Annotated in this window: 10 protein-coding genes; 4 read left to right on the forward strand and 6 right to left on the reverse strand. The window is 76.0% G+C overall.

Going from position 1 to position 16,813, the window contains the following annotated elements; translation table 11 throughout:
* Window positions 1–206: 206 nt before the first annotated feature.
* Window positions 207–455 (forward strand): hypothetical protein, encoded by a 249-nt coding sequence (locus tag ACHZ99_RS07430; protein WP_420303580.1) that lies wholly within the window; start codon window positions 207–209, stop codon window positions 453–455.
* 91 nt (window positions 456–546) lie between these two features.
* Here ACHZ99_RS07430 and ACHZ99_RS07435 read toward each other — a convergent pair whose 3' ends face one another.
* The gene (locus tag ACHZ99_RS07435) at window positions 547–1,311 is read right to left on the reverse strand and encodes an SDR family NAD(P)-dependent oxidoreductase (protein ID WP_420303581.1); all 765 of its coding nucleotides are present in this window, start codon (window positions 1,309–1,311) and stop codon (window positions 547–549) included.
* A 255-nt stretch (window positions 1,312–1,566) separates the two neighbouring features.
* The gene (locus tag ACHZ99_RS07440) at window positions 1,567–5,007 is read right to left on the reverse strand and encodes a S8 family serine peptidase (protein ID WP_420303582.1); all 3,441 of its coding nucleotides are present in this window, start codon (window positions 5,005–5,007) and stop codon (window positions 1,567–1,569) included.
* 133 nt (window positions 5,008–5,140) lie between these two features.
* Between ACHZ99_RS07440 and ACHZ99_RS07445 the strand changes: the two genes are divergently transcribed.
* The gene (locus ACHZ99_RS07445; protein ID WP_420304010.1) at window positions 5,141–6,157 is read left to right on the forward strand and encodes a LuxR C-terminal-related transcriptional regulator; all 1,017 of its coding nucleotides are present in this window, start codon (window positions 5,141–5,143) and stop codon (window positions 6,155–6,157) included.
* A 101-nt stretch (window positions 6,158–6,258) separates the two neighbouring features.
* Here ACHZ99_RS07445 and ACHZ99_RS07450 read toward each other — a convergent pair whose 3' ends face one another.
* Window positions 6,259–10,077 (reverse strand): S8 family serine peptidase, encoded by a 3,819-nt coding sequence (locus ACHZ99_RS07450; RefSeq protein WP_420303583.1) that lies wholly within the window; start codon window positions 10,075–10,077, stop codon window positions 6,259–6,261.
* 192 nt (window positions 10,078–10,269) lie between these two features.
* Between ACHZ99_RS07450 and ACHZ99_RS07455 the strand changes: the two genes are divergently transcribed.
* Window positions 10,270–11,385, forward strand: coding sequence for an isoaspartyl peptidase/L-asparaginase family protein (locus tag ACHZ99_RS07455; protein ID WP_420303584.1), 1,116 nt, complete (start codon window positions 10,270–10,272; stop codon window positions 11,383–11,385).
* 95 nt (window positions 11,386–11,480) lie between these two features.
* Window positions 11,481–12,989, forward strand: a complete 1,509-nt coding sequence (locus ACHZ99_RS07460; protein ID WP_420303585.1) for an arylsulfotransferase family protein — start codon at window positions 11,481–11,483, stop codon at window positions 12,987–12,989.
* A 57-nt stretch (window positions 12,990–13,046) separates the two neighbouring features.
* Here ACHZ99_RS07460 and ACHZ99_RS07465 read toward each other — a convergent pair whose 3' ends face one another.
* From ACHZ99_RS07465 to ACHZ99_RS07475, 3 genes are all read right to left on the reverse strand, one after another.
* Window positions 13,047–13,628 carry a hypothetical protein gene (locus ACHZ99_RS07465; RefSeq protein WP_420303586.1) on the reverse strand — a complete coding sequence of 194 codons (582 nt, stop codon included), beginning with the start codon at window positions 13,626–13,628 and terminating at the stop codon, window positions 13,047–13,049.
* A gap of 294 nt (window positions 13,629–13,922) precedes the next feature.
* A complete protein-coding gene (locus ACHZ99_RS07470; protein WP_420303587.1) occupies window positions 13,923–15,353 on the reverse strand; it encodes a cellulose binding domain-containing protein in 1,431 nt (476 codons plus the stop codon).
* The gene (locus ACHZ99_RS07475) at window positions 15,350–16,801 is read right to left on the reverse strand and encodes a beta-N-acetylhexosaminidase (RefSeq protein ID WP_420303588.1); all 1,452 of its coding nucleotides are present in this window, start codon (window positions 16,799–16,801) and stop codon (window positions 15,350–15,352) included. The genes ACHZ99_RS07470 and ACHZ99_RS07475 overlap by 4 nt, the downstream gene beginning before the upstream one ends.
* Between the last annotated feature and the right edge of the window lie 12 nt (window positions 16,802–16,813).

Consider the following 16,813-nt stretch of genomic DNA (forward strand, 5'->3'; position numbering starts at 1 on the left):
ATTCTGAAATTATCAGGCCGATGCTTGCGGACTGCCGTTGTCGAGGGTCATAGTGTGGTGACCTGCCTGCCACGCCGACCGCGCCCACGGCCCCCACACCACCGCGGTCCGGTCGCACGGCAGTTGGCGACTCCGGAACCCGGTCGGCGACCACGGCCGGGAGGGGGCACATCCTCGACCGCGTACGAACCTCCGAGGAGCGCATCGTGAGCAGCAGACTGGGCCTCGGCCTGGGACACGAACGCCATCCGTTACTGGGCAAGCTCGTGCTGGACCGCACCTCCGGCCGCACCGGCGTACTCCGCGCCATCTGCCCCGAGCCCGAGACCCGTTCGGCGTGGTCGGCTCCCGCGCCGCGTCAGACCGCCGGGCCGCGGATGGCGTGGCTGGTGCCGGTGGGGGGCGGGGTCGAGTGGACGACGGCGCCGGAGGCCATCGAGGAGGCGCGCGCCTGACGGCCGGCGCGCCGTGCGGAGGTACGGGGCGGGCGCCGCGGGCGTGACCGCGGTCGGGCCGCGGGCGTGACCGCGGGCGGGCCGCGGCCGGTCAGGACCGGTCGGGCTCCGGTGCCCGCAGCCGCAGGCCCTGCATCCCGCCGTCGACGGCCAGCGCGGTGCCGGTGACGGACGCGGCGGCGGGGCTCGCCAGGTAGGCGACGGCCGCGGCGACCTCGTCGGCGGTGACCAGCCGGCCCATCGGCTGCCGCGCGTTGAGCGCGGCGCGCTCGGCGGCCGGGTCGGGGGCCCGGTCCAGCAGCCGGCCGACCCACGGGGTGTCCGCGGTGCCGGGGTTCACGCAGTTGACCCGGATCCCCTCGCGCACGTGGTCGGCGGCCATGGCCAGCGTCAGCGACAGCACCGCGCCCTTGGTCGCGGAGTACAGCGCGCGCTGCGGGAGGCCGGCGGTGGCGGCGACGGAGCAGGTGTTGACGATCGCGGGGTGGGCGGAGCGGCGGAGGTGGCGCAGCGCGGCGCGGGTGGTGCGTACGACGCCGAGCAGGTTGACGTCGAGGACGCGGTGCCACTCGTCGTCGTCGTTGTCCTCGACCGTGCCGGCGGCGCCGATGCCGGCGTTGTTGACGAGGACGTCGATGCCGCGCAGGGCGCCGGCCGCGTCGCTGACGGCGGTGGCGACGGAGGCGTCGTCGGAGACGTCGGCGCGGTGGCCGAGCAGGGGGTGCGGTACCCCCTCGGCGTCGAGGTCGAGGACGGCGACCCGGGCGCCGCGCTCGGCCAGCAGCCGCGCGGTGGCCAGGCCGATGCCCGAAGCCCCGCCGGTCACCACGGCCTTGAGTCCGTCGAAGTCCCTCATCCTTGACCGGCCTCCCGTCCTCCGACGACTTTCCCGGTGTGCGCGGATCCGTCAGGCGCGGCACACACGGGCACGTAGCACGAACTGCATGTTTATCAGATCGATCGCCGTCTTCGACACCCCGCGGAGCGAAGATCCGTCACCTCGGGGGGAATTCATCGGATCTATGACCGGGATCGCGGTGCGGGGTGCGGGGGCCGCTGCGCCCGCCGGTCACGCAGCGGCCCCCGCCACCGTCTCCGCCCCCGGCGCGCCTCAGCGCACCGGGTAGGCGTCGACGATGGTCTGGTCGATCGCCCGGCCCTCGGCGGCCCGGCCCTCGGCCCGTACGGACACGGTGTCGCCCGCGCGCAGCCGCACCCCCACCGCGGCGGCCAGCACGGAGCCGTCCGGGAGCGGTACGACCACCATGCGGTGCCAGCGCTCACCGGAGTCGGTGGACACCCACAGCCGCAGCCTGCCGTTCTCCTCGCGCCAGTCGGTCGGTTCGGCGGCGGACACCATCCGGGCCCCCATCAGCAGCGGGACCCCGGCGCGCAGGGAGCCGTCGGCGCGGGTGGGCGGCCGGTAGTCCACGGCGAGCAGCCGCGGATGGGTGGCCGGGCCGCCGGCTTCGGGCCCGTGGGACGGGAAGGTCCAGCTGGTGCGGGTGCGGGTGCCGATCGGCAGCAGCGCGGTGTCCGGCCGCGAGGTGTGCTCCAGGCGGTACGTCGCCGGCTCCGGCGGGACGTCGTAGTACGAACTCCGGGGCCCGCGCGGCGGTACCTCGACGCCGTCACGGTAGAGCCGCCGGGTCCCGGTGCCCAGCGCGTCGGCGTCGCCCACCACGCCGTGGTGCTCGCCGTCGCTCAGGTGCCGGAAGGGCAGCGAGATGCTGCCGCCGTAGTGGACGCCGGAGACCACCGCCGGCGCCGTGCCCCGGAACCACACGGGCGAGCGCCGCTCCCCCTGCTCGTACGACGTCGTCGCCCCGCACAGCGAGGTGTCCGCCGCCGCCGGCGCCGCCACGCAGTGCCGCCAGCTCACCTCCGGGCCCGCGGTGACCAGTTCGGTCCGGCGCCGCGGCACGTCCAGCGGCTCGCTCATGGAGTACGCGGCGGAGATCCGGGAGGAGTAGGCGGCCCGGGTCTCGACGTAGCCGTCGGGGCGGCCGAGGAGCGAGCGGTAGTCGGCCCGCAGCCGGGCGAGGTCGCGGACCTCGGCGCGGGAGACCTCGTAGGCGGGCGGGTCGGCGACCGTCTCGCCGCCGAGCACCAGGTCGTACACGTCGGCCCGGCGGCTGCGCTCCGGCCCCGTCGCTTCCAGCCGCCAGCGGGTCTCGAACGCCACGGTGCCGCGCTCCACCGGCCCGGTCGGCTGGAGGAACACCCGGCCGCTCTCGACCTCCTCGCCGGTGGCGTAGATCCCGTCGCCGATGCCGACGCCCTTGCGGGCGTCGCCGCGCTGGTAGTGGACGGAGACGTGCCCGACGCGGGTGTCGGCGCCCGCGACCCGCGCGGGCCGCAGCCGCTTCGCCTTCCGGGCGTCGATGGTGTACTCCATGTCGCGGTCGAGCACGACCTCGGGCGATCCGGCGAACGCCACGGTGGCCGGGGAGCCGTCGCGCGCCGGGGTCTCGACCTTCGCCAGCACGCTGAGCGGCCCGGGCAGCAGCCGGCCGGTGCCCTGTCCGTTCTCGTCCAGATGCACGGCCTGCGAGCCGCCGCCGGTCACCGGGCGGTAGTCGTCCATGTTGGCGACCCACACGGTGCCGCCCGCCCAGGGCTCGCCGTCGCGGTCGAGCACGGTCAGCCGGATGTCGTGCCGGGGCGGTTCGACGTAGACGTTGAGCGGCAGCGTGACGGTGTCGTGCCCGTCGCGCCGCACCACCACGCCGCCGTGGTAGACGCGCGGCTGCGCCGCCGCGGGGTCGAGGGTGGCCGTGATCCGCCGGGTCTCGCCGGGCTCGACGGTGACCCGGGCGGGGCTCAGGGTGACCAGGTCGCCGGGCGCGGCGTCGTCGTAGACGTCGCGGGCGTTGTCGGTGAGCTCCAGGTGCTCGGCCCGGTCGCCGTGGTTGGTGACGGAGAACGCGACGGACCGCGGCTCGGCGCTGTCGGGGTGGCGCAGGTAGCCGAAGTCGACGTTGCCGCGGTCGAATGCGAGGGTGTCGGAGACGGCGCCGGGCAGGTCGAGCATCCCGGCGCCGGCGACCTGCGACAGGGTCCGGTCGGGGTCGCCGTCCGCGGTGGTCATCAGCGTGGTCTTGACCCGCTGCCAGCTCCAGTCGGGGTGCTTCTCCAGCAGCAGCGCCGCGGCGCCCGCGACGTGCGGCGTGGCCTGCGAGGTGCCGTCCATGGTCGTGTACGGATCGGCCGTGCCGCCGCCGGAGCGGGCGCCGGTGATGCCGGCGCCCGGCGCCATCAGGTCGGGCTTGGCGCGGTACGTGCCCCGGGTCGGGCCGACGCTGGAGAAGTGCGCCGGCCGCCCCGTCGGGACCGCGGCGCCGACGGTCAGCGCGCTGGCCGCGACGCCCGGCGACTGGACGGTGGAGCCCCACGGGCCGGAGTTGCCGGCCGCGGCGACGAACAGGGTGCCGGTGTCGGCGGTGAGGGCGTCCAGCGCCAGGGCGACCGGGTCGTCGCCCCCCGCGGGCTGCGCGCCGAGGCTGAGGTTGGCGACCTCGGCGCCCTGCTCCGCGGCCCACTCCATGCCGGCGATGACCCAGGACGACTGCCCCCGGCCCTCGCCGTCCAGCACCCGGGCGTTCAGCAGCCGGGCGCCGTGGGCGACCCCCCGCCGGGCGCCGTCGGCGGCCGCGCCGGTGCCGGCGACGAGGGACGCGACGTGCGTGCCGTGGCCGTGGGGGTCGCCGGTGCTGCCGCTGCCGGTGAAGTCCGCGGCGGCGGTCACCCGGCCGCGCAGGTCGGGGTGGCCGGCGTCGATGCCGGAGTCGAGGACGGCGACGTCGACGCCCGCGCCGCTGAGGCCGCTCTCCCACACCTCGGGGGCGCCGACCATGCCGAGGTTCCAGTCGAGTTCGGTGGCCCGGACCTCGCGGTCGAGCCAGACCTTGGTCACCCCGGCCGCGGCCCGGGGCCCGGCCGGGGCGGTGAGCCGCTCGGTGAAGGCGGCGGCGGCTTCTTTGGGCACCTCGACGGCGGTGGCGCCGACGCTGGGCAGCCGGCGGGCGCCGGTCGCCCCGTCCAGCGCGGCCAGCGGGCGGGGGCCGCGCACGATCAGCGGGAGGGTGTCGGTGGCGGCGTCGTCGTAGTCCATCGCGGCGAGCGCGCTGACGTTGAACAGTTCCCTGTCCAGGACGCGGGGCACCAGGCGGGCGACGTCGTCGGGGACGACGTACACGTCACCGTCCTCCCGCAGGGTCGTGAACGACGCGCCCCCGGCGGCGCCTTCGGGGGGCGCGACCGAGACGGTCGGACGGCCGTCGGTGACCGGGCCGAAGGTGACGGTGTCGCCGGTCACCAGGGTGACCTCGGTGCCCGGCGCGGCCGCCGCCGCGGCGCCGGCACCCGGGCCGGACGCGGGTACGGCGGGGGCGCCCGGGACGGCGGTGGCCGCGGGGGCGGACGCCGCCGGATGTGACACTGACGATTCCGGCAGCGCAGTGGCTGGTGAGGGCACGGTGGCCAGGAAGGTGGCGAGACAGCCGAGCACGGCGGCCCGAACGGGCAGGTGACGCCGGAGCGAAAGATGCATGACTGGGGTTGTAACCGGCTGGTCCGGCCCCCTGGAAGCGGTTGCTGATGGCGACTTGTCGCCATGTCGGCAATTGGTCAGACGGGGCGTACGGCACGCGGCGGCGGCCCGGGGCGGAGGGAGTGTGGAGACGGTGCTGGAGCCGGCGGGCGTCGAGCCGACGGAGGAACGGGTGTACCGGCTGCTGGTCGGGCTGCACGGCGCGGACGCGCAGACGGTGGCCGCGGAGCTGCGCCTCGGCCTGTCGCGGGCGGAGTCGCTGCTGACCTCGCTGCACGAGAAGGGTCTGGTCAGCGGCCCGGAGCGGCGCCGGGGCGGCGCGGGGCACTTCGTGCCGGTGGCGCCGGACGTGGCGCTCGGGCCGCGGCTGCTGCGCGGCCAGGAGGAGCTGGAGCGGGCCCGGCGCGGGGTGACGGAGCTGGCCGAGGAGTTCCGGGCGGGCGGCCGGCGGCGCGACGCGCGCCAGCTCGTCGAGGTGGTCACGGGTGTGGCGGCGATCCGGCAGCAGATACGCGACCTCGCGTACGGCTCGCGGCGGGAGGTGCTGGCGCTCTGCAAGGCGGGGCACGTGGCGATGCCGTCGGAGGACAACGACGAGGAGTTCGAGATGCTCGCCAAGGGCGTGCGCTACCGGGTGATCTACGAGCGCGCCCTGCTGGAGGAGCCCGGCATGCTGGGCAACGTCGCGCTCGGCGTGCGCGCGGGCGAGGCCGCGCGGGCGGCGAGCGCCCTGCCGGTGCGGCTGATGATCGCGGACGGGGCGCTGGCGCTGTGTCCGCTGGTGCCGAGCGCGGACAGCAGGTTCGGCGAGCCGACGGTGGCGGTGGTCCGCGGCAGCGCGCTGCTGGACGCGCTGATCGCGCTCTTCGAGAGCCAGTGGGCGGCCGCCTCCCCGCTGCACGTCACCGGGGCGGGCGAGCTGACCGGGCTCGGGGACGGCGCCGGGGCGCCGGGCCCGGCCCTCGCGGAGGACGAGCGCTATCTGCTGTCGCTGGTGGTGGCGGGGCTGGCGGACAAGGCGATCGCGACGCAGCTGGGCATCAGCCAGCGCACGGTGCAGCGCCGGCTGCGGGACATGATGGGCCGGGTGGGCGCGGACACCCGGGCGCAGCTGGTGTGGCAGGCGGCCCGCCGCGACTGGCTGCCGTGAGGGGCGTGGCCGCGCCGACGGCACCGACCGCGGCGCCGACCGCGGTGACGGCGGCCGCCGGTGCGGCCGGAGGGTTCCGGCCGCACCGGTGACACAGGGGGTCACTTCAGCGCGTACGCCCGCTTCACCGTCTGCTCGACGCTGTTGCCGGCGTCGTCCCACGCCTTCACGCGCAGCGAGACGAAGCCGCCGTCGTCGCCCACCCGGGGGTGCCGCAGGAAGACCCGGTGGCCGCCGTCCCACCAGCGGATCACCACGGCGTCGTCCCAGGTGGCGCCGTCGTCGAAGGACGCGGCGACCTCCATCCCCTTGATGCGCCGGCCGTCGATGCCGTCCTGGTGCCGCGCCGTGATGCCGAGCGAGGCGAACCGCCCGCCGCGAGCCGCGCCCCAGTCGTCGGTCCGCACGTCGTAGTCCAGCTGGAGCAGCGGCAGCAGCTCCTGCTCGCCCGCCGACGGGCGGTCGGCCGTGAACTCCCAGCTGGTGCGGGTGCTCACCGAGGTGCGCCACTCCGGGGTGGTCCGGTCGACCGCGAGGTCGAGCCGGTACTCGCCCTTCCCGCCGTCGCCGCCCGCGGGGAACGCGCCCCAGGCCGTGCGGCCCTCGGCCAGCTTCTCGCCGTCGCGGTAGAGCGCCGCGGACGACTCGTCGGCCGGCACGCCGCCCCAGTCGCCGCCGTCGAGGCGGCTGTAGTGGCCGTCCTCGGAGTCGGCGAACTCCGGGATCCGGACGGTGAGCCGGTCACCCTCGCGGTACGAGGTCAGCCCCGGCACCCCGCGCGGGATCGCGGGCCGCACCACCGGCGCGAACCAGGTCTCCCGGACCCGCTCCCCCGGCCGGTAGGTGCGGGCCGGCTGGATCATGCCGCCCGCCAGCGGGTTGAAGGTGTCGTAGGTGTAGCGGTGGTGGACGTTGTGGCGCCAGAGGGTGTCGCCGGCGCTCACGTACTCGGTGCGCTCGTGCGGGGTGGGCACGTGCCGCTGGTACTGGTTGATGGCCGTGTCCATCCACGGCCGCCAGCCGAAGCGCTGCTCCTTCGTCCAGGGGGTGCCGCCGGAGTCGCGGTAGCCGGTCCGGACGGTGGCGGTGTTCGCGCCGCTCACCCGGTGCACCACGTGCTCGGGCACCCGCTGCTTCGCCACCTGCATCACGTCGTACATGTACGGGCTGGCTGGCGTGCCCCGCAGCTCGACGGTCGTCCGGCCCTCGGCCAGCGCCGCGCGCAGCCGCTCGCCGACGTCGTGCCGGACCATCGCCCCCACCGCGGGCAGCCGTTCGCCGCCGGGCCGCCACACGCTCCAGGCCGGCGAGCCCTCGGGGCCGGCGACGATGACGTAGCGCGCGCCGGCGGCCGCGGCGGCCCGTACGACGTTCTCGTCCTGCGGGCTCTTGCCGTCGACCAGGACGGCGGCGCGGGAGAGGTCGACCCCGCGGTCCGCGAGGGCCGCGAACTCCGCCTCGGTGCCCGCGCCGGCGTCGGCCAGCGGCAGCCGCCGGGTGCCGTCCAGCGCCGGGGAGCGGCCCATCAGCCGGACGGCGTCGACGGGTTCGCGCCCGCCGGGCCAGCGCACGGTGCCGGTCAGCATCGGCGCCTCCAGCTGCCAGCGGGAGGAGACCTCGAAGACGCCGTCGCGGGCCCGGTCGGTCGGCGTGACGTAGAGCTTGCGGCCGTCGACGCTGAACTCCATGTGCCCGTGGGAGATGCTGCGGCTGCCGAACTCGCGGTGGCTGTAGAAGCTCATCGCGGCTTCCTGCACCGCCGGCTTCGGCGTCTCGATCCGCACCTCGTTCGCCTCGCGGGCGTCGAGGACGACCTCCAGGTCGCGGTCCACGGTCAGCTGCGGGTCGACGACGAGGCTGTCGACGCTGCCGTTCACGACCTTGTCGGAGATCACGGCGTGCAGGAAGTAGTCGCCCTCCGGCACCTCGACGGTCATCGACCTGCCCTCGGGGATGTACGAGACGACGTCGTAGCGGTCGTCCTCGCCGAAGAGGGTGACGGGGTTGACGAAGGCGGGCTCGCCGGAGCGGTCGATGCCGCGCAGCGTGACGGTGCGGGTGGGGGCCTCACGGACGGCGCCGATGGTGGTGTGGGCGACGGTGCCGCCGGCGGTGGCGGTGACGTACCCGCCGTAGCGGCCGGGGTTCAGCCCCGCCGGGTCGAGGGTGACGGGGACGGTCGCGGTGCCGCCCGCGGCGATCTCGACGGTGCCGCCGCCGGGCAGCCCGACGGCGTCGGCCGGGACCGGCTTGCCGCTGGACGCCCGCAGGGAGACGTCGAGTTGCAGCGTCACGGGGGCGTCGGAGGCGTTGGTGTACGTGATCTCGCGGCGGACCGGCGCGCCGCCCGGCTCGACGCTGCCGAAGCCGAGGGTGCCGGTGGCGTACACCTGCTGGGCGTCGGCGCGGGCGGCGTCCACGCGCCCGCCGCCCTGCTCGTACACGGTCAGCTCGTCGTGCCGCTGCGCGGTGCTGACCAGGGCGTCCTTGAGCTGCTGCGCGTCCCAGCCGGGGTGGCGCTGGGCGAGGAGCGCGGCGGCGCCGGCGACGTGCGGCGCGGCCATGGAGGTGCCGGAGGCGGCGGTGTACAGGTCGTCCACGGGCGTGCCCATGGCGGTGCCCGCCGCCCGGGCGGCGACGATGTCCACGCCGGGCGCGGTGATGTCGGGCTTGACCGCGAGGTCGCCGACGCGCGGGCCGCGGCTGGAGAAGTCGGCCAGCGCGTCGTCGCGGTCGACGGCGCCGACGGTGAGCGCGGCGTCGGCCGCGCCGGGTGAGCCGACGGTGGCGGAGCGCGGGCCGGTGTTGCCGGCCGAGGCGACGAAGAGGGTGCCGGTCTCGGCGGTCAGCCGGTTCAGGCCGAGGCTGAGCGCGTCGGTGCCGTCGGTGGGCGCGTCGGTGCCGAGGCTCATGTTGACCACGTCGGCACCGGCCCCGGCGGCCCACTCCATGCCGGCGAGCACCTGCGACTCGGAGCCGAAGCCGTCGTCGCCGAGCACCTTGCCGACCAGCAGCCGGGCGCCGGGGGCGACGCCCTTGCGGGAGCCGCCGGAACCGGCGCCAGTGCCGGCGACGGTGGCCGCCACGTGCGTGCCGTGGCCGAAGGCGTCGCCGGTGGTGGGGCTGTCGGAGAAGTTGCGGGCCTCGTCAACCTTGCCCTTGAGGTCCGGGTGTCCGGCGTCGACGCCGGTGTCCAGCACGGCGACGGTGACCCCGGTGCCGTCGTGGCCGCCCTGCCAGACCTCGGGCGCGCCGATCTGCGGCACGCTGCGGTCGAGCGAGGCGCGGACTCTGCCGTCCAGCCAGATGCGCTCGATGCCGCCGGCGAGCCGCGGCTCCGCCGCCGTACGGACGTTTTTGCGGTCGTCGTCGACGGCCTCCCAGAACCGGTCCGCGCTGTCCTTGCCGGTCTTGACGGCGCGGGCGCCGAGGCTGGGCAGCGCGGCGCCGGCCCGTACCCCGGGCAGCTTCGCGGCGTCGGCGGCGCGCGCGCCCTTCGCGTACGAGACGATCAGCGGGATCCGCTTGCTGCGTCCGTCGCCGTAGCCCTGCCGGACCAGCTCGGAGATGTTGAACAGGTCGCGGTCCAGGGCGCCGGAGCCCACGTACGGCACCGCGTCGGAGGGGATGACGTGCAGGTCGCCGTCGATCTCCAGCTGCTCGAAGCCGCCGGCCGCGCCGGCGTCCGAAGCGCCGTCGCGCGGTATGACGGTGGCGGCCTGGCGGCCGTCGGGGTAGCGCTCAAGCCGTACGCGGTCGCCGGTCACGAGCGTGACGACGCTGAGCGAGGAGCGGGGCGCCCGGTCCGCGGCCGTCGCGCCGCCGGGTGCGGCGGCGGACGGGGCCGCGGAGGGCGCCAGGGTGACCAGGAGCGCGCCCGCGGTGGCGAGCGCCGGCAGCTGTACTCGTCGTAGATGCACGGGGCAAGCATTCGGCCCCGGCGGGCCGGCTGTCACGATCTCTGCGGTGCCGGGCTTGCGACATGTCGCCTGTACGACAACGGTGTCGGCGGCACTTGGCAGCGGGCCCGTACGTCGTCATGCTCGCCCCCGGCGGCCGGGCACGCGCGTCCGGCCGCCGGTGACAACGTGCACCAGCGAGAGGAGCGGCACATGTTTCGCAGGACATCGACGCTCGCACGCACCGCGCTGCTCGCGGCGGCGGTCGTGATCATCCCGGTCACCGCCCTCGGCGCGGCCGCCGCGCCGCGGCAGGACGCGCCCGGCGACCGGTCCCCGGCCGCGGCGTCCGGCACCCGCACCGTCCAGGACCGCGGCGGGTCCGGCGACCCCAACACCAGCGAGCGCGCCCGCGACGTCGTCTTCGCCGTCCACGGCGGCGCCGGCACCCTGCGGCGCGAGGACATGCCGCCCGAGCTGGAGCGGGAGTACCGGGCCAAGCTCACCGAGGCGGTACGCACCGGGCAGCGGGCGCTGGCCGGCGGGCAGGACAGCACCGCGGCCGTCGAGGCGGCGATCAACGTGCTGGAGGACTCGCCGCTGTTCAACGCCGGCAAGGGCGCGGTGTTCACCACGGACGCGGAGAACGAGCTGGACGCGTCCCTCATGGACGGCGCGACCCTCGACACCGGCGCGGTGACCGGGGTGACCCACGTCAAGAACCCGATCTCGCTGGCCCGGGAGATGATGGAGCACTCCCGCCACGTGCTGATGAGCGGCGAGGGCGCCGAGCGCTTCGCCCAGCACCGCGGCATCGACCTGGTGACCCAGGACTACTTCTTCACCGAGCGGCGCTGGGAGTCGCTGATGGCCGCCAAGGGGGGCGAGTCGGACTTCGACTTCGGCGAGACCGGCACGGTCGGCGCCGTCGCCCTCGACGAGGACGGCGACCTGGCCGCCGGCACGTCCACGGGCGGGCTGACGAACAAGCCCGTCGGCCGCGTCGGCGACTCGCCGATCGTCGGCGCGGGCACGTACGCGAAGAACGGCAACATCGCGGCGTCGGCGACCGGCACCGGCGAGCTGTTCATCCGCGAGGCCGTCACCCACACCATCTCCGCGCAGGTCGAGTACCTGCACCGGTCGGTGTCGAAGGCGGCCGGGTCGGCGATCGACAAGACCGAGGCGATCGGCGGCGACGACACCGGCGGGGTCATCGCGCTGGACTCCCGCAAGAACCTCGCCTTCACCTTCAACACCTCCGGCATGTACCGGGGGTACGCCACCGCCGACGGCGAGATCGTGGTCAAAATCTTCGCCGACGAGTGACGTGAGGGGGGCGGCAGGGGCTTGTCTCCCGCCGCCCCCTCCACCAGCCTGGTGCCCCCGCCCGGCCGGGCGCCCCCACCGTCAAGGAGATTCCCGTGCGTCAACAGCAGCGGTCACCGCAGACCCCCGCCCGCCCGCGCCCCCGTCTGTTACGGGCCCGGGTGCTCGGCGCCGCGACGGCGCTGTGCGCCCCCGTCGCCCTCGCCGGCGGCGCGGCCGCCGCGCCCGCGGCCCCGCCCGCGAACCCGCACCCGCACCCCGGCGCCGCCGCCCCGGACGGCGCCGTGCCGCCGCTCGGCGGCGGTACGGCGCGGCCGGACGCCGCGGCGCCGCCCGCGCTCACCACGACCACCACCGGCCGCGAGGACGACGGCGTGCTCCTCACCACGCCCGCCCCGATCGGCGGCGACCTCGCGGGCGCGGCCATCTACGACAACACCGGCGAGCCGGTGTGGTGGAAGCCGGGCCCGTACATGAACCTGGAACCCGTCACCTTCCGCGGCGAGCCGGCCCTGAGCGTCTACGACAACACCGACCTCGGCGGCGAGTACGTCCTGCTGGACTCCGCCTACCGGGAGATCGCCTCCTACCGGATGAACGGCTCCTTCACCGACAGCCACGAGTTCGAGATCAGCCCCGACGGCTCCCGCGTGCTGCTGCTCGGCTTCGAGTACGTCACCCGCGACCTCACCGAGTACGGCGGGAGGCCGGACGCCCAGGTCATCGACGCCGTCGTCCAGGAGCAGGACGCCGACACCGGCGAGGTGCTCTTCGAGTGGAGCGCGCTGGACCACATCCCGCTGACGGAGACCCAGGAGCCGCTCACCGGGGAGACGGTGGACCCGGTCCACACCAACTCCCTGGCGTACGACGCGGACGGCGACCTGCTCATGAGCGCCCGGCACACCAGCACCGTCTACAAGATCGACCGGGAGACCGGCGCCGTGCGGTGGCGCCTCGGCGGCGAGGCGAGCGACTTCACCTTCCCCGACCCCGCGCAGCGGCCCAGCTACCAGCACGACGCCCGGCGCCGCCCGGACGGGCGGCTGATGCTCTTCGACAACGGCAACAAGCGCACCCCGCAGTACTCCCGCGGCGCCGTCTACGAGCTGGACGAAAAGGCGATGACCGCCCGGCTCGTCGAGAACGTGCAGACCCCGGAGCCGGTCTTCACGTTCTTCGCGGGGTCGGCGCGGCAGACGGCGGGCGGCAACATCCTGCTCGGCTACGGCAGCGCGGGGCGGATGGTGGAGTTCGCCGGCGGGGAGCCGGTGTTCACGGGGACGTTCCCGCAGGACACGTACAGCTACCGGGTGATACGCGCCGACTGGACGGGCACGCCCGCGACGAAGCCGACGGTGGAGTGGCGCGACCCCGGCACGCTCGCGATGAGCTGGAACGGCGCCACGGAGGTCGACGCCTGGCGGATCGAGACCGGCGCCCCGGGCCGGACGCCGGCGGCCCGCACCGTCGACCGGGCAGGCTTCGTCACGACGGCGGAGGTCGCGGTGCCGGACGGCGCGAAGGTGGTACGGGTCAGCGCCGTGGACGCGGCGGGGGAGGTACTGGCGACCCGGACGCTGCACGCGGACGGCGCGGACTGACCGGGGGCTGACCCGGGGGCCGCCGAGGACCGGCGGGGCCCGCGGCGGCGCCGCCGGTCAGCGGGCCGTGCAGCAGGGCGCCGGGGCGGGGGCCTCGAAGGGGATCAGGGTCTCCGCCGCCGCCGGGATCACCGCGAGGACCAGCCGCCCGTCGAGCCACTGCGGGCGCACATGCCCGCGGGTGACCATCCGGGCCTCCCCCGGCGGGCCGCCGGGCGCGCCGAGCAGCACGACCTGCTCGATCGCCGAGGCGGCCAGCAGCTCGCCGACCGTCATGGTCCCGGTCAGCGCGTCGGCCCCCGGGTAGAGCACCGCCCGCCCGACGCTGCGCGAGGCGTGCTCGGCGGCGGCGCGGGCCGCCGCCGCGGCGGCCTCGCCGGGGCCGTGGCGGGTGCCGCCCGGCAGCCCGGCGACGGCGTGGCCGCGGGCGGTGAGCCAGCGCCAGGCGGCGGCCGCCTCGGCGGCGCCGGCGAGCGCGAGGGAGACGGCGATGCGGGGCCGCTCCCCCGTCACGAGGTGGGTGCAGCCGTACGCGGTCCGCGGCAGCCGCAGGTCGCCGGCGAGCGCGTGCAGCAGGTGGTCGGCCGCGCGCAGCTCGGTCAGTCCGGAGTCGGCGCCGAGGACGTACCCGCCGCTCATGCGCGGCGGCTGGTCGCGGTGCGGACGGCGGGGTCCGCGGCGCCGGCGGCGGCGCCGCCGTGCCGGTGGCGGTGGTCGTGGTGACGAAGTCGCTGGCCCATGACGCCCTCCCAGTCCTGCCGGGTGCCGAGTCCTGACGTGGCGGTGCTGCCGAGGTTCCGGCCGCAAGATGAACGCCGCGCAACCCGGCGGTGAGCCGCGAAGGGCCGTCCGGCGGCGGCTTCGCCGGGCGCCGGGGGCGGTACGCCGCCGCCGCGGGCGCGGCGGCGGCGTACCGGTCGGGGCCGTGGTCCGTCAGCCGGCCGGGACGGTGTCCTGGTGGGTCACCCCGTCCGCGCGGTACGCGGCGACCTGCGCGTCGACCTGGGCGGGCGTCAGCGTCTGGTCCTTGGCGAAGTAGACGTAGTCGACCTGCTGATCGTACGCCCGCGGGGTGGTGCTGCCCACGAGCCCGCCGGAGATGATCCAGTGGTTGAGGTTGATGGACATCGGTGTCTCGGGCAGGTACGGCTCGCCGTGCACGGCGAACGGCTGTCCGTCGACGTAGTAGTCGATGGAGTCGCCGTCGACGGTGATCACGAGGTCGTGCCAGCCGGCGTAGCTCTGCCGCGCCTCGGTGTGGGTGTTGACCGCCTCCCAGGGGTCGGGCCGGTAGGTCTCCCACGACGTGGCGTAGAGGATGTTCGACGGCTCGCCCCAGCCGCCGTTGGGCAGGTACTCGAAGTCCAGCTCGCCGTAGCTCGGGTCCATCGGCGCGTCGAGCGGGGTGATGGTGAAGAACGTCTGCACCATGTGGTCGCCGTCGGGTCCGGAGACGGGCGTGTCGCTGAAGCGCACCCGGGCGGCGTACGTGCCCTGCTGGAACTTGCGCTGGTGGTACAGCTCCGTCTGCCGGGTGCCGCCGGCGGTGCCGTCGGTCGACGTGCGCAGGTTGAGCGCGGAAGCGGCGCCGTCACCGGGGAAGGTGACCTGATCGGGCGCCCAGCTCACCCCGGGCGCGCCGGGGCCGCCGGAGCCGGAGCGCACGGTCCAGCCACGCTGTCCGAGGCGGCTGTCGGTGTGGCCGGTGTAGTCGAAGTCGTCGAAGAGCGCGGGCCCGTTCGGGTCGGGCGGGTCGCCCGGGTCGCCGGGGTCGCCCGGGTCGTTGCCCTCGGGCGCGGTGCCCCACAGCAGGGCCCCGCCGCGCTGCACGGTGACCTTGCTCCAGTCCGCGTACGTCGTCTGGGACGCGCCGAAGGAGTAGTCGTCGCCCTGGTTCATCGACTGCCAGTCCGTGCGGTGGAAGCGCAGTTGCAGGTCGCCGCTGCTGCCGCCCGGAGCGAGTGAGCCGGCGCCCGCGGTGAAGCCGATCTCCAGGTAGCGGTCGGCGTCGGCCGTGGGGCTGGCGAGCGAGCCGAAGGTGCCGGTGACGTGGGCGCAGCCGCGCACCGCCCAGGAGCAGGCGAAGCGGTAGCCGGGCGCGCCGGGGTCGGCCTTGAAGTAGTAGCGGATCGTCAGACCGCTCAGCGGCACGGTCGTGTCGCCGGTGTTGGTGAGCTTCAGCCAGGGCTCGGCCTGCTCACCGCCGGTGGAGCCGGCGTGGTACTGGGCGGTGACGGATTCGGCCGCGGCGGGCGCGCCGGAGGCGGCCGGGGCGGTGACGGCCCCGGCGGCCAGCAGTCCGGCGGCGGCGAGGAGTGCGGAGGGGGTGCGCAGCCGCGCGGTCCTGCGCGGTGTTCTGGTCACGGTCGTTCCTCCTTGGTGGGGGTTCGTGGGGTGGTGCCCGGCGCCGCCACGCGGCGCCGGAAGTCGGCGAGGTCACGCTCGTGGGACCAGGCGGTCTCGGCCAGGGCGGCCAGCCGCGGGAAGGCGAGGTGGTCGACGTGCGCGGGGGTGGGCGCGTACTCGGTCCACAGCTGCGCCTGGGTGCCGAGCACCCGGGCGGCGGCGGCCGGCTCCCAGTCGGCGGGGGCGGGCTCGCCCGCGTAGACGTCGGCGAGGGTGACGGTGCCGGGCTGCTGCCCGGCGGGCTCGGCGGGGTCGTCGGACTGCGGGTAGTCGAGGTAGGTGGAGCGGTGCGGCGTCATGACGACGTCGTGGCCGCGGCGGGCGGCGGCCAGGCCGTGGGCGGCGTCGCGCCAGGGCATGACGGTGAACTCGCGCGGCAGCATCCCCGCGGCGCCGGTCTCCGCCCAGCAGACCGGGGTGCGGCCGTGGTCGAGGAGGAGGCGGCCGGCCCGGCGCAGGAACCAGCCGTGCAGCTCCCGCGGCCCGGCGAGCCCGGCGGCGCGGGCGCGTTCGCGGGCGGCCGGGGAGGTCTCCCACTCCGCGGTCGGGCACTCGTCGCCGCCGATGTGGACGTACGGGGAGTCGAAGAGGTCGAGGGTCTCGCCGAGCACGGTGCGCAGGAAGTCGAAGACCTCGTCGTGGACGCCGAAGATGTTCTCGCACACCCCCCAGCGCTCCCAGACCGGCAGCCGGCGGCCGGGCACGTTGCCCAGGTGCGGGTACGCGGCGAGCGCGGCCCGCGCGTGCCCGGGCAGCTCGATCTCGGGCATGACCGTGATCCCGCGCTCCGCCGCGTACGCGACGAGGGAGCGCAGCTCGGCGGGCGTGTACGCGCCGCCGTGCGGGACGCCGTCGCCGACGGTCTGCTTGCGCCACCCGCCGACCTCGGTCAGCAGCGGGTAGCCCGCGACGGGCAGCCGCCAGCCCTGGTCGTCGGTGAGGTGCAGGTGCAGGACGTTGAGCTTGTAGCCGGCACAGCGGTCGACGAAGTCGCGCAGGTAGCCGACGGGCAGGAAGTGCCGGGCGACGTCGAGGAGCACGCCGCGCCAGCCGAACCGCGGCCGGTCGCTGACCTGGACGCACGGCAGGCTCGCGCCGCCGGCCGCGGCGGCGAGCCGGCGCACGGTCTGCACGCCGTGCAGCAGCCCGGCCGGGCGCGGGGCGCGCAGGAGTACGCCGTCGCGGCCGACGGTCAGCCCGTAGCCCTCGGCGCCGAGGCCGCGCAGCGCGGGGTCGAGGGCGAGGACGAAGGCGCCGTCGGGGGTGACGGGCAGGTCGAGGCCGAGGTAGCCGCGGAGCAGGGCGGCGGCCCGCTGGGCGCCGTCGCCGGCGCGCAGGGCGGTGCCGGGGCCGAGCGGGAAGCGGCCGGGCAGCCGCACCAGCCGGTGGGGGCGGGGTATCAGCATCGGTCTCCTCCC

It is taken from the genome of Streptomyces sp. MAR4 CNX-425, assembly GCF_048656465.1.
Taxonomy (GTDB): domain Bacteria; phylum Actinomycetota; class Actinomycetes; order Streptomycetales; family Streptomycetaceae; genus Streptomyces.

Coding starts and splice junctions, on each gene's coding strand:
- ACHZ99_RS07475 (WP_420303588.1), bottom strand. CDS start 16,801: ATGCTGATACCCCGCCCCCACCGGCTGGTGCGGCTGCCCGGCCGCTTC.
- ACHZ99_RS07440 (WP_420303582.1), bottom strand. CDS start 5,007: ATGCATCTTTCGCTCCGGCGTCACCTGCCCGTTCGGGCCGCCGTGCTC.
- ACHZ99_RS07435 (WP_420303581.1), bottom strand. CDS start 1,311: ATGAGGGACTTCGACGGACTCAAGGCCGTGGTGACCGGCGGGGCTTCG.
- ACHZ99_RS07455 (WP_420303584.1), top strand. CDS start 10,270: ATGTTTCGCAGGACATCGACGCTCGCACGCACCGCGCTGCTCGCGGCG.
- ACHZ99_RS07465 (WP_420303586.1), bottom strand. CDS start 13,628: ATGAGCGGCGGGTACGTCCTCGGCGCCGACTCCGGACTGACCGAGCTG.